Annotated in this window: 10 protein-coding genes; 9 read left to right on the plus strand and 1 reads right to left on the minus strand. The window is 45.0% G+C overall.

All coding sequences use genetic code 11. From position 1 onward, the window contains the following. The first annotated feature begins 603 nt into the window (after nt 1–603). Nucleotides 604–906 (plus strand): CHAT domain-containing protein, encoded by a 303-nt coding sequence (locus ABWT76_RS08690; RefSeq protein WP_369817665.1) that lies wholly within the window; start codon nt 604–606, stop codon nt 904–906. Between the two features lie 294 nt (nt 907–1,200). Beyond that, nucleotides 1,201–1,479 (plus strand): UPF0175 family protein, encoded by a 279-nt coding sequence (locus tag ABWT76_RS08695; RefSeq protein ID WP_054464709.1) that lies wholly within the window; start codon nt 1,201–1,203, stop codon nt 1,477–1,479. Nucleotides 1,480–1,801: 322 nt separating this feature from the next. Here the strand turns inward: ABWT76_RS08695 and acs are convergent, their stop codons facing one another. Next, nucleotides 1,802–3,772 (minus strand): acetate--CoA ligase, encoded by a 1,971-nt coding sequence (gene acs, locus ABWT76_RS08700; protein WP_054464609.1) that lies wholly within the window; start codon nt 3,770–3,772, stop codon nt 1,802–1,804. A gap of 814 nt (nt 3,773–4,586) precedes the next feature. Between acs and ABWT76_RS08705 the strand changes: the two genes are divergently transcribed. From ABWT76_RS08705 to ABWT76_RS08735, 7 genes are all read left to right on the plus strand, one after another. Continuing rightward, nucleotides 4,587–6,347, plus strand: a complete 1,761-nt coding sequence (locus ABWT76_RS08705; RefSeq protein ID WP_072160626.1) for an efflux RND transporter periplasmic adaptor subunit — start codon at nt 4,587–4,589, stop codon at nt 6,345–6,347. Between the two features lie 154 nt (nt 6,348–6,501). After that, entirely contained in the window at nt 6,502–6,954 is a 453-nt protein-coding gene (locus ABWT76_RS08710; protein WP_054464611.1) for a PleD family two-component system response regulator, read from the plus strand. A 640-nt stretch (nt 6,955–7,594) separates the two neighbouring features. Further along, a complete protein-coding gene (locus tag ABWT76_RS08715) occupies nt 7,595–7,762 on the plus strand; it encodes a hypothetical protein (protein WP_354635959.1) in 168 nt (55 codons plus the stop codon). Between the two features lie 157 nt (nt 7,763–7,919). Then, on the plus strand, nt 7,920–10,049 hold the full coding sequence (locus ABWT76_RS08720; RefSeq protein ID WP_054464612.1) for a VgrG-related protein: 2,130 nt from the start codon (nt 7,920–7,922) through the stop codon (nt 10,047–10,049). Nucleotides 10,050–10,244: 195 nt separating this feature from the next. Next, nucleotides 10,245–10,541, plus strand: a complete 297-nt coding sequence (locus ABWT76_RS08725; RefSeq protein WP_054464613.1) for a PAAR domain-containing protein — start codon at nt 10,245–10,247, stop codon at nt 10,539–10,541. Nucleotides 10,542–10,622: 81 nt separating this feature from the next. Next, the gene (locus ABWT76_RS08730; protein ID WP_054464614.1) at nt 10,623–11,036 is read left to right on the plus strand and encodes a GPW/gp25 family protein; all 414 of its coding nucleotides are present in this window, start codon (nt 10,623–10,625) and stop codon (nt 11,034–11,036) included. Nucleotides 11,037–11,060: 24 nt separating this feature from the next. Then, nucleotides 11,061–13,274 (plus strand): putative baseplate assembly protein, encoded by a 2,214-nt coding sequence (locus ABWT76_RS08735; RefSeq protein ID WP_054464615.1) that lies wholly within the window; start codon nt 11,061–11,063, stop codon nt 13,272–13,274. Nucleotides 13,275–13,278: the final 4 nt, after the last annotated feature.

The following is a 13,278-nucleotide window of genomic DNA, read 5'->3' on the forward strand; positions in this document are numbered from 1 at the left end:
CAAAAGAACCCCCAAATTAGTAACACCAAAATTAGCCAACTAATCCCGATACCTCACCGGGACTTACACCGTTTACCCTTAGAGGCTTACCCTTAGAGGCATCGTTTCTCAAGTATTGGCAGGAATCTTGGCAGGAATCTTGGCAGAAAAATATCGCCATGACTCGTTTACCGAGGGCTGCTTTTGGCTGGAAAAATAGCCGGTAAAATAGCCGGTAAAATAGCCGGTAAAATAGCCGGTAAAATAGCCGGTAAACTAATCAAATCACTCCGACTAATTTGCTCATAGTGGCTTATGCTGCCCATAGGGTCGAATTAACACCACTGCCATATTCCCAAACCGCAGCCACGGCGATTAAGTCAATTTGGGGAAAATCCGCGCATAAAGTTAGGAATTTGGTTAGTATTCATGCTACTAAAGCTAAGATTAAAGCTAAGATTAAAGCTAACATTAATAATCACCTGGTTCAAGGATAAAGTGAAGGCAACAATCTCGAAATATCTCAATCCCAAATATTTCACTTTAGCGGTGATGCTAGTTATAACCAAGAAAAGCCCAACTTATCCGGCTTATTTCTAGCCAGATAAGTTAACGGCGGGATAAATCGCCAACTTATGCTTAAATTCCTATTCCCTTGCCTATATCAATGCCTGCGAAACTGCCATGACCAAGATGACAGCTATGGAAACCGAATATGTAGGTTTAGCCAGTGCTTTTTTGCAGGCTGGAGTTTCTCAGGTGATTTCTTCTTTATGGCCAGTCAACGATGAAGCGGCTGGTTTATTGGCGATTAAATTTTATCAAGCTTATCTCGCGGTTGAACCGGCAGTTATTGCCTTAAACCAAGCAAAAACTTGGCTAAAGACGGCAAGGCAGACATTACTCAGGTTTATGAATAATTATTAAAAAATGCTACCCCCAGTGATGCGAGTATTTTAGAAAAAGCTAAGTCTAGAAGTGAGAAGGAAAATCCCGAATATATTCCTTTTAGGGATGCTTATTTTTGGGCTGGGGTGGTGATTTCCGGGCAATGATAACTTGTCTATGTTTCCCTCTGTGTCTTTGTGGTAAAAAAATAATCACCACAGAGACACAGAGAAACACAGAGAAACACAGAGAATAGAGGAAAGCAATATAAAATAGGCAATATAGGCAATATAGGCAATATAGGCAATACATATAAAATAGATGAGGAAAGCAGTGCAAATCACTTTAGAAATTTCTGATGAGGCGATCGCCCAAGCAAGTCAATTAAGTGATGCTGACTGGTTCAGAGAAATTGCGATCGCGCAGCGTCTCGGAACGAGAATCGCGCTATTTCAAAAAGAACTGATTACCCTAGGTCGAGGCAGCAAAATTGCTAGAATGCATCCCATTGAATTCCAGCAGCTTTTAGCGAGTCGAGGCATTTGTATTCATTATGATATGGAAGAATTTGAAGAAGATATTCAGCATTTGCGCGATCGAGGTTGGCTATGATTGTCTTTGTGTTGCTTTGTGTCTTTGTGGTGATTATTTTTGAACCACAGAGACACAGAGAAACACTAGGAATACGGCATAGCCTTGTCTCTGTGTTTCTTTGTGTCTTTGTGGTAAAAATAATCACCACTTTGGTTGGGCTTACGTGGTGGCGATTAAATCGCAAATAAAAATAAGAAAACGAAGTTTTTTAGTTATATTATAAGTTATATTAACTATAACTATTAACCATAAAAAATTAACCATAAAAAAACCCGGTTATTTGACTAACCGGGTTGATTTAAGACATCTATTTAATTATCGGTTGCTGAACTTATGCCACTTATGCTTCACTGCGTAATTTATCCAGAACGCCACGGTCTTCCAGGGTAGAAGTATCCCCAGCGACTTCTTGACCGGCGGCCAAATTCCGTAATAAGCGCCGCATAATTTTCCCAGAACGAGTCTTGGGCAAAGCGTCACAGAATTTAATTTCCGACGGACGGGCGAGGGCGCCGATTTCATTCACCACATGGTCTTTGAGTTCTTTTTCCAACTCCTCGCTGGGGTCGTAGCTGCCTTCCAGGGTGACAAAGGCGACAATTTCTTCTCCTTTGATATCGCTGGGTTTGCCGACTACTGCGGCTTCGGCAACGGATTCGTGAGACACTAGGGCCGATTCGATTTCCATTGTGCCCAAACGGTGTCCGGCAACACTAATTACATCGTCTACGCGACCCATGACCCAGAAGTAACTATCGGGGTCTTGACGGGCACCATCTCCGGCAAAGTAAACGGATTGGCCATCGATGGGGGCGATTGGATCCCAGTAGGTACTGCGGAAGCGTTCCGGGTTGCCGTAAACATTACGAATCATGCTGGGCCAAGGATGCTTGATGACTAAATAGCCGCCTTGGTTGGCACCCACGGAATTGCCGTCTAAATCCACCACGTCAGCGATAATGCCGGGGAAGGGCAGGGTGGCTGAACCGGGTTTTGTGGGAGTGGCGCCGGGTAAGGGGGTAATCATAATCCCGCCAGTTTCGGTTTGCCACCAGGTATCCACGATCGCACATTTTTCGCCGCCAATCACCCGGTGATACCACATCCAAGCGGCTGGGTTAATCGGTTCGCCGACGGTGCCGAGTAACCGTAAAGAGGATAAGTCTCGAGCTTTGGGCAGGTGTTCGCCCATTTTCATAAATAGCCGAATGGCGGTGGGGGCGGTGTAGAAAATGGTGACGCGATATTTTTGCACCACATCCCAAAAACAACCGGGGTTGGAAGGACGCGGCGCCCCTTCATACATGAGGGTTGTCGCCCCGTTGGACAATGGGCCATAGACAATATAGCTATGTCCGGTAATCCAGCCTACGTCAGCGGTACACCAGTAAATATCGTTTTCTTGCAGGTCAAAGATCCACTTGGTGGTGATATGGGTATAGAGGTTGTAACCGCCCGTGGTATGGACGACCCCTTTGGGTTTGCCCGTTGTCCCGGAGGTGTAGAGAATGAAGAGCATATCTTCACTATCCATTGGTTCTGCGGGACAATCATCGCTAACCTGGGTTTTCAGTTCATGCCACCAATGGTCGCGATCGCCTTCCATGTGGACTTCTTGCCCGGTGCGCTCCACCACCAGGACGTGCTTCAGGGTGGGGACGGCGTTATCAGCGATCGCCTTATCCACTTGTTCTTTCAACGGCACAATCAGATCCTTGCGCCAGCCACCATCAGCAGTAATCACCAATTTTGCTTGGGCATCTTCCAGACGACTGTGCAAAGCTTCGGCGCTGAATCCGCCAAATACCACCGTATGAGGCGCCCCGATTCGCGCACAAGCTAACATGGCGATCGCCGCTTCGGGAATCATCGGCATATAAATGCCCACACGGTCGCCTTTGCCCACCCCCAAATGTTTCAGGGCATTAGCCATCAGGCAAACTTCCCGATGCAATTCGCGATAAGTAAAAGTGAGAGAATCTCCCGGTTCTCCTTCCCAAATCAACGCCGGTTTATCAGCCCGTCCATTAGTCAAATGGCGATCGAGACAATTGTAGGAAATATTCAACTTGCCACCCACAAACCATTTGGCAAAAGGGGGCTGCCAGTCTAACACCTTGTCCCATTTTTCAAACCAGTGCAACTCTTTTTCTGCTAAATCAGCCCAAAATTTTTCTGGGTCAGCTTTGGCTTGGTCGTAAATCCGGTGATAGTCTTCCAGGCTTTTAATATGAGCGTTTTTTGAGAGTTCAACCGGGGGATGAAATAAACGCTCTTCGTGTAGAACCGATTCAATCGCTGTTTCAGTCATTTTGCTTTATTTAACTAACGTTAACTAACCTTTAAAAACTTAACAGATGGCTCAATTTTTTAATCAAAATCTTTAGCCAAGATTTTGATGACAATTTTCTCAGCTTATTTCTGAGCTTGTGGAGGCATCATCTATATCTATGAAGAAATTTTGACAAATCAGTGATATGCTGGCCTAGGTTTTGCGTTTTGCTTGATTTTTGCTCCTCCGTCCTGATTTCCGAGAAAATTTATTGTTCTATTATACTTAACTTGCTCAATTTTGTCGAGTATTATGAATTTTTATTAATTTACAAATTAATTTACAAAACTTAATATTATCCCAGAAAACGAGCAGTTTTATGGGCAAAAATCCCCATCGGATCTTAGATAAATTTAAATAAAATCTAAAATAGACCTCTGGCAAAATAACGAATCGATCCCTCCCAACCCATCTTAAAAGCGCCACTCGGCTTTTTATAATTTTGCATTTCTATTAGATAATTGGTGGATTATGGTAAAATAATGGTCGAGATTACCCAATTATTAAATATTTAAATGTTTAAAATGAATTCAGCGGTCAGTCCGGGCTTTTACCGCGAAAAGCCGATGAACATTGTCTTAACTTATTCTTATCATCAAATAAAATGATGCAAGAATCATCTTTAATTACCTGAATATTATCAGCATATATTTGTACCTTATTGTATCTGATTAGCCTGAAAAAAATTAGATTAGCCAATAATTCTCACGCAAAAGAAAAAGACAAAATGTTAAAGATGTTAAAGATGTTAAAGATGTTAAATTTGAAGAAATTGTGAAATCAGTGTAACTTCATGGATACTCGTCATTCTTACCTGGCCACAGAGATAACCAACCCGGAGGGAGAGGCGATCGCCGAATCCGAACTGCCTGACATTTCGCCATCGGCAGAGAATTCCTCATCACCTGCATCCAATAAAAAGCCTCGGTCTTCGAGAAAAAAATCCCCCAAGTCACCCTTAAAGGGGATGATTCTAGGAATCATACTGTTGACTGGTGCAGGGGCAGGCGGATGGTATTGGTGGCCGACTCTGACTCAGACTACCCAACCGGCGCAAGGTCAAGGGGGTGGCGCCCGGGCTATTTCCGTCAGAATTGCCTCAGTAGAATTAACCACTTTGGAAGAAAGCAGTGAAATTGTGGGGAATTTGGCAGCGGAAGAGGCGGTGAGTATCCAGTCCGAGGTGGATGGTCGGCTGATCGAGATTTATGTCAGACCGGGCGATCGCGTTTCTCCAGGGATGACGATCGCCCGTTTGGACAGTCGAGAAGCAGAAATTCAGCTACGACAAGGGCAAGCCAACTTAATTAGCGCCCAAGCCCGGTTAGCCGAATTACAAGCAGGCCCGCGCATTGAAGAAATTGCCCAAGCCAGGGCGCGTTTGAGTCAATCGACAGCGCGGTTGGCGGAGTTGGAAGCGGGCAACCGTGCGGAAGACATTGCCCAAGCCAGGGCGCGATTAAAGCAAGCGGAAACCAGACTTCAAGCCTTGAGTGGTGGGGGCAGCCGAAGTCAAGAAATTGCTCAAGCGGAAGCCCAAATTGCTGATGCAGCAGCGCGGCTGGATCTGAGCGCCCAACGAGTCAGACGTAATGAGGAGTTACTCAATGAAGGTGCCATTTCCCGCGATCGCTTTGATGAAGTGGTGGCCGAAAACCGTCGCGCCGAAGCTGCCCTGGAAGAAGCCAAACAACGCTTAGAAGAACTCAAAGAAAGTAAAAGGGAAGACCGCCAAGCGGCGGAAGCGGCGGTAGTTGAAGCCACCCAAGCCTTAGCCAGAGAGGAACGAGGGCCACGGGTTGAAACCATTGCCGCCGCCGAAGCGGAAGTGGAAGAACGATTGCAAGAGCTCAGACGATTAGAAAATGGCACTCGTCCTGAAGAAATTGCCGCCGCCGAAGCGGAAGTAGCCCAAGTACAAGCCCAAAATAGAGCCTTAGAAGTGGCGATCGAAGATACGCGAGTGATTGCCCCATTTTCTGGGATAGTTGGGGATGTGCCGGTGAAAATTGGCGACTATTTAAACCGGGGCAGTGTTCTGACTACTTTAACCCAAAATGATACTTTAGATTTGCGGATACTTATTTCCATCGATCGCTTATCTGAATTGCGTTTAGGAATGCCCGTGGAGATTTACAATAGTAACAATGAATCTTTGGCCCAAGGGCGGATTAGTTTTATTTCTCCTCAAGTGAATGCTGATTCGCAAACGGTGTTAGTAAAAGCAACGTTTGATAATTCTAAGGGTCAGTTGCTTGATGGCCAATTTGTCCGGGCTAAAATTATTTGGATCCGTCGTCCTGGCGCGATCGTTGTCCCGGCTACCGCTGTGGTTTTCCAAGGAGAAGAACGGTTTATGTATGTGGTGGAACAGTCACCCCCCAATGCTGAAGGAGAAGAACCACAAATGAAGGCGAAAAAACAGCCGGTGAAATTGGGATTTGTAGAAGGCGATCGCATTGAAATTCTGGAGGGATTAGAACCGGGAGATCAAATTATTACCTCTGGTTTACAAAGACTCTCTGATGGGGCAACAATTCGAGTCATGCGTTAGCTCGATTTGAAGTTAAACTACAGGCAGTGAAAGAGTGCTTAATCGAGTTAGACACCGATAGGGCACAGACTTTGCTGCCCGAAATCAGCCAGAGTCTAGAAAACCAGACAAATCTTAGGAACGGGCTCTCACCAGAGGAAACAAAAATAACGATATGTCCGCAGTGACAGATTCTCAACCAATTAAACCGAAAATTTTGATTGTCGATGATAGTCCAGATAACTTACAAGTGCTGATGCAGCTTTTGAAGGAGGACTATGCGATCGTCGCCGCGACCACCGGGGAAAAGACTCTGCAACTGGCAAAGAGAGTCCCTGTGTCAGATTTGATTCTCCTGGATGTAATGATGCCTGAAATAGACGGTATTTCGGTTTGTCGCCAAATTAAAGCTATGTCAAAATGGCAAGCTATTCCCATTATTATGGTGACAGCATTAGACTCAAAAGCAGACCTAGCCCGTTGCTTGAATGCCGGAGCCGACGATTTTATTAGTAAACCCATCAATGCCCTAGAATTGCGATCTTTCACTCCATATTGCGGATTAAGCAACAGTATAACGAACTGCAAACCTTGCTCAAATTGCGGGAAGATATGGTGCAAATGTTGATTCACGATTTACGCAATTCCCTGACTGGTATGTTCCTGAATTTGGAACTCCTCAGAAGTGAAGATTATCCCAAAGAAAAACGCCTATATAAAATAGATCAAATGTAAAGTGATAAAATACTAGAGGGATTAGTATATCGTTTATTACAAATTACTTTAATGGAATCTGGGAAAGGATCAAAGTAGATATTGGCGATTTAATCCAGTCTGCCGTGGTTAAATTTGAGGCGATCGCCACTGAAAGAAAACTGTTTATGATTACTCAATTACCAGAAACATCGCCAATAAAAATATCTGTTAATCTCCCTCTGTTAGAGCGATTTATATATCGATTAACTCATCTCCAATACCATCAATTTTTATCCCATAAATAGCAAAGCAATTTAGCAAATAATTAATTTTAAAAAAATTAATTATAGCAATAAGAAATACAGGTAATTTAATCCATCATATTTGTGTATGTTAATCAATTAATAGCAAAAAAAATATAACACAATAATTTTATTATAATATTCTGAATATGTTAAAAGTATAACAAATATTAAAAAACAATAAATACTTTAAATTAAACTAAAATATTTTTCAGAAAAAAAACAAATAAGCAGCGGTTTTTTTTGCAAATTTTATTCACCTGAATAAGGATGTTTAATAATTCATATTTTTGGTTTTTTGCTCAGAAAATAAACCGAGTGGCTGTGGTGGCGATCGCCACTAACTGTGGCACTAACTGTGGCATTGAGCAAATCAAACCGGACTCTCGTCCGGTTTCTCGGTCGCTTAGGCGATCGCCACCACCAACCTTTACCTGAGAAAAAAACTGGGTTTCTTCAGACAACAGTTAACTGTGGCATTGAGAAAAGCAAACTGGTTTCTTCTGTCCCTGTGGCTTTCTCATTCTACTTTGGTAGAATAGATCGATGCTTAGTCACTGGCTAAAATAGGGCTGGCGAATTCTAAGTAAAAACCATGTCTCCAGTACGTTATATAGCTGAACCTATTTTAAAAATTGGTGGCAGCAAAGCCTCCGAAAGTTTAATGCAAGATTTGATGGAAATTTCCGTGGAAGAAAGTTTGCATCAACCGGGAATGTTTACCCTAATGATTAACAATGATTACTTTCCCGGCAGTGGGGAACCGTGGAAACATGAAAGTCTGTTTTCCATTGGCAAAAAAATCGAAGTCAGTTTTAAATCCAGTACCACAGAAGCCTCTGAGTTTTCCACCGAAAACACGGAAAAAGTGATCGAAGGGGAAATTACCGCGATCGAAAGTAATTTTACAGAAAATGCTGAAGCAACGATGATTATTCGGGGCTATGATGTGGCGCATCGATTGCATCGGGGAAGACATAATCGCTCATTTCAGGATATGACTGATGACGCGATTGTCAATAAAATTATTGGCGAAGCGGGCATCTCTGCGGGGACTGTAGATAGTACCAGTCCTTCTCATAAATATGTGTTTCAACAAAATCAAACCAATATGGAATTTTTGCGGGAAAGGGCAGCCCGCAATGGCTATGAATTATTTGTCCAAGATGGCAAATTAAACTTTAGAAAACCTAAAGCAGATGATACTTTAAGCTTAAAATGGTTAGAAGATATTCATAGTTTTCGGGTGCGTGTCACCAGTAGTGAACAAATTAGTTCGGTCGAAGTACGCGGCTGGGATTATAAAGAGAAAAAAGCCTTCGTTTCTAAGGCCAGTTCTGCCAATGTCGTCACCGAAACTGATTTTGGCAAAGGATCAAAAACCAGTTCATCTTTTAGCGGCAAACCTTCTTCCCCCAAAGTGATTGTCGTGGATAAACCTTTTTTTGTGGCCAAAGAAGGAGATGTGATGGCCCAAGCCCTTTGTAATGAGTTAGGGGGAGAATTTGTCCAAGCAGATGCTACAGGGGAAGGGAATCCGAAAATCCGTCCTGGACGAGTGGTGAAACTGGCAGATATGGGTAAGTATAGTGGCAAATATTATGTAACAGAAACTCATCACCATTATACCGATGGCATTTATACCACAGAGTTTACGGTGCGGGGTTTGCGTGGGGGCGATTTACTGACTACAGTGATGCCAGAACAGCGTCTCGATCCCGGGCAAACTTTACTGGTAGGAGTGGTGAGTAATAATAAAGATCCGGAAGGTTGGAGCCGAGTGAGAGTGAAATTTCCTACTTTAACCGAAGAACATGAAAGTAACTGGGCGCGGGTGGTGAGTATTGGGGCTGGACCTAATCGTGGCTTTGATTGTTTACCAGAAATTAATGATGAGGTTTTGGTGGGTTTTGAACATGGGGATATTCATCGTCCTTATGTGATTGGCGGTGTGTGGAATGGCAAAGAAAAAACTAAAGATCCGGTAGATAATAGTGTTGTGGATGGTAAAGTGCGGCTGCGAACTTTTACCACTCGCTTAGGACATAAGCTGCAATTTGTAGAAGAGGATAAAGATAGTAGTAAAAAAGGAATTTATCTAGAAACGGTAGATGGGCAAAAACATCACCTGTATATGAACGATACGGATAAATTTGTCGAGGTTAAAACCAGTGGCAAACATTATATGTTGTTGGATGATAAGAATAAAAAAATCGAGGTGAAGACGAATGGGGGGCATACTTGTTTGATGGATGATTCCGGCAAAAAAATTAATGTCACTTCTACGGGAGATATGAATGTTAAAACCGGGACTTCCGGTAAAAGCAATAAACTTAATGTTGATGCGGGTGAAATTTATATTACCGGGATGACTAAGATTGTTTTGAAAGTCGGGCCGAGTACCATAGAAATGACGAATTCGGGGATTAAGATTAATAGCCCGAAAGTGGAAGTAACTGGGACTGGGGGAGTGGATATTAAGTCTCCGGCTAAGGTGGCAATTGAGGGAGTCGCCCAAGTGAATATCCAGTCAGCGGCACAGGTTGCGGTTAAGGCTGGGGCAGCAATGAATATTCAGGCCGGGGGTTCTTTGAGTATGCAGGCAGGAGGTACGGCAGGGCTGCAAGCGGGCGGTGCGTTGAATCTTCAGACTGGGGCGGCATTTCAGCTTATGGCTGGGGCGACTGCTGGTTTTACGGCACCGTTGATTCGGTTGAATTGTTAATGTTGTTGGTTGTTGGTTGTTGGTTGTTGGTTGTTGGTTGTTGGTTGTTGGTTGTTTGGAGCGGACAACGAATAACCAATAACGAACAACGAACAACAAGATCGACTAATGGCTAATGACTGGTTGGTTGGAGGTGAGGCAGACTGAAATAAAGATTTCTGAAGCGGCGAAAAGCTTTCGAGGAGGATTGGAGAGATGTTACCAGTAGCAGTGCTTGGAGATGTGGCGGGCGGCAGTCCGATTGTGGGGCCTGGGGCGCCGACGGTGTTGGCAATGGGGCGTCCGATCGCCTGTTTGGGAGATGCGGTGGCTGGGGCACCGATGGCCACTGGGGTTTTGATGATGCCTTGTTCGGTGACGGTGTTGGCAATGGGGCGTCCCGTGGCCCATTCCCTGACAATGGCGGTGGGGATGAGTGTTCCGGCTCCAGTGCCGGTGCCTTTGACTTTGCCGGTGGTGGGAACGGCAGCAACGGTTTTAGTGGCGCCGTGATTCGTCTATGTTCGACTTTTGGCGAATAGAATCGCGGCGATCGCTGCACTAGACTTGCTCAAGGATGTGCGGGGATAAGGTATGCCGGAAATTTCTAAGAACCAGCATCGGGACTATTTGGGGAGGGGCTTGGTTTTTCCCTTGCAAGTCAATCTCCAAGGCGGTGTGCAACTAAATTCTGATGTGCCGAATGTTGAGGATTGCATTCGATTAATTTTAGGCACCAGATTAGGGGAAAGAGTTTATCGCCCAAATTTTGGCTCGCGGCTTTCCGAGTTGGTGTTTGCACCGATGAATACGGAAACTTTATTGCTCATGCGCTTGTATGTGCAAGAAGCTCTCGAACAATGGGAACCCCGGATTATTGTGGATGGGATTTATACAGAACCGGATCCGACCAAGGGTCGAGTAGATATTATCATCCAATATCACCCGAAGGATTCTTATGATTCCCAAAGTATGATTTATCCGTTTTATTTGCTACCACCTTCTTAAGCGCCAGAGAACTAAAGGGGGATTATGAAGTTTGATTTCTTGCCCAATTTGCCCAAGTCAGATTTGGACGATCGCGCTTTTCAAGACTTAGTAGATGAGTGCTTGTTAAGGATTCCCCGCTATTGTCCAGAATGGACGAATTATAATCCATCGGATCCAGGAATTACCCTGATTGAATTGTTTGCCTGGATGACCGATCAGATGTTTCAGCGATTCAATCAGGTGCCTAGGCGAAACTATGTGGCTTTTTTGGAGTTGCTGGGGGTGCGGTTGAAACCGCCGACTCCGGCAAAAGCTTATTTAAGTTTTTACTTGAGCGCCAGCTTACCACAAACTTATACAATTCCCGCTGGAACGGAGGTGGCTACGGAGGAAACTTCAGAGCAGCCAGCAGTTGTCTTTACCACCGAACAACCCCTGCGAATTGGTAATCCTAGAATTCGACATTTTTTATCGGCGCCGACCCCTGAAGATCAACCCCAAAGTCTGCGCGATCGCTTTTTGGGTTCTTGGACAATGGAACGAGATGGGTCTTGGCATGGGCAAGAAGTGCCATGTTTCAACGACGATCCGCAACCGGGGAATTGCTTTTATTTAGTTTTTGATTCCAGCGCCCCTAGTAAAGGAAATACCCTGGCGATTACCTTTAAAGGTTCAGCGGCAACCACTACCGGGATTAATCCTGACAATCCGCCGCGCCGTTGGGAAGCTTGGAATGGTAATTTTTGGGAACCGATTCTGTTGCAAGAAATCGACGATCAAACCCAAGGATTTAGTTTTAGTGAGTTAGTTCGCCTGGGGGGTAATCCGCTTTCAGGGGCGGATGTGATTCTGCATTTGCCCCAGGAATGGCCGGAAACCGTATTTGTCACCTACCAAGGACGCTGGATTCGTTGTTTGTATAGCCAACCAAACCTAAGTCAAACGGGGTATAGTAGCTCTCCGCGAATTGTGGGGATAAGTGCGCGATCGATTGGTGGTACGGTTGAAGCTTATCAAAGTGCTTTAATTAGAAATGAAGTCCTCGGCGAAAGCGACGGAACCCCCGGACAAAGTTATCAGTTACAAGGCGCTCCTGTGTTGCCCCGTAAATCCGATGAGTATATTTTAGTGACACCACCGGGAGGGGTGCCACAAATTTGGCAAGAGGTGGCAGATTTTGCGGATTCTAGGCCAGAGGATTTACACTATACGATTGATTCCCTGACGGGTAGAGTTCAATTTGGCCCGTTGATTCGGGAATCGGCTCATAAGGTTGAACAAATCCAGTTTCGCAGGCGATCGCAGCAACTACCGGGAGAAAGCATTTATCTGCCTGATAGTGCTAATGCTAATACCGTTGAGGTTTCCGCCACTTCTGGAGGAGAACGGCAATATGGGGCAGTACCGTCCCGAGGCTCGATGATTCAAATGGTGGCCTATCGCGTCGGGGGGGGAGACAAAGGTAATGTCCAACGGGAAACGATTACGGTTTTGAAAACGGCGGTGCCTTATGTGGCGAGGGTTGTCAACCATCAACCAGCTAGAGATGGCAGCAATGCAGAATCCCTGGAACAAGCAGTCGTCCGAACCCCCCGTTTGTTGCGGACTCGGAATCGGGCAGTAACGGTGGAAGACTTTGAAACCCTGGCATTGGAAGGGGGAGACGGTGCGATCGCCCGGGCTTTATGTATGTCCGCGATGAAAAAAGAAGAAGCAGGACAAGTCCGCTTGCTGTTAGTGCCTCAAGTCGATACCACGCGCATTGCCACCGAAGGTATCAGCCCAGATAAATTTAACCTATCGGCTAATTTAGAACAGAAAGTTCTGTCTTATCTTGATGAGCGACGGTTGCTGGGGGTACAAGTCACCTGTGGGCAACCGGAATATGTGGGAGTATCGGTGCAAACCGAAGTGGCTTTAGAACCGGAATATAATCACACTGCTGCCCAACAGCAAATTCTCTTGGAATTACAATCGGCTTTGTACCAATTTCTCAACCCGATTAATGGTGGCCCGGAAAGAAGAGGCTGGCCTTTTGGTCGTCCGGTTTATTCCTCCGATATTGTCACATTGTTACAAAAAATTGCTGGCGTGCGTTATTTGGGCGCGGTGCAGCTATTTGAATTACGCCGTCAAGAAAATACTTGGGTGCGCTTTCTGCCCCGCGAACCCGTGATTAATCCTGGTCCTTTGGGTCTGATTGTTTCTTGGCGCAATCTGCAACTGAGATCAGGCCACGCGATTAGTTTACTTTAGTGAG

It is taken from the genome of Planktothricoides raciborskii GIHE-MW2, assembly GCF_040564635.1.
GTDB classification, from domain to species: domain Bacteria; phylum Cyanobacteriota; class Cyanobacteriia; order Cyanobacteriales; family Laspinemataceae; genus Planktothricoides; species Planktothricoides raciborskii.

Excerpts from the sequence above, each read along its gene's own strand:
- acs (WP_054464609.1), bottom strand. The coding sequence starts at position 3,772 with ATGACTGAAACAGCGATTGAATCGGTTCTACACGAAGAGCGTTTATTT.
- ABWT76_RS08735 (WP_054464615.1), top strand. The coding sequence starts at position 11,061 with ATGAAGTTTGATTTCTTGCCCAATTTGCCCAAGTCAGATTTGGACGAT.
- ABWT76_RS08715 (WP_354635959.1), top strand. The coding sequence starts at position 7,595 with ATGTTTAATAATTCATATTTTTGGTTTTTTGCTCAGAAAATAAACCGA.
- ABWT76_RS08725 (WP_054464613.1), top strand. The coding sequence starts at position 10,245 with ATGTTACCAGTAGCAGTGCTTGGAGATGTGGCGGGCGGCAGTCCGATT.
- ABWT76_RS08720 (WP_054464612.1), top strand. The coding sequence starts at position 7,920 with ATGTCTCCAGTACGTTATATAGCTGAACCTATTTTAAAAATTGGTGGC.
- ABWT76_RS08710 (WP_054464611.1), top strand. The coding sequence starts at position 6,502 with ATGTCCGCAGTGACAGATTCTCAACCAATTAAACCGAAAATTTTGATT.
- ABWT76_RS08705 (WP_072160626.1), top strand. The coding sequence starts at position 4,587 with ATGGATACTCGTCATTCTTACCTGGCCACAGAGATAACCAACCCGGAG.
- ABWT76_RS08730 (WP_054464614.1), top strand. The coding sequence starts at position 10,623 with ATGCCGGAAATTTCTAAGAACCAGCATCGGGACTATTTGGGGAGGGGC.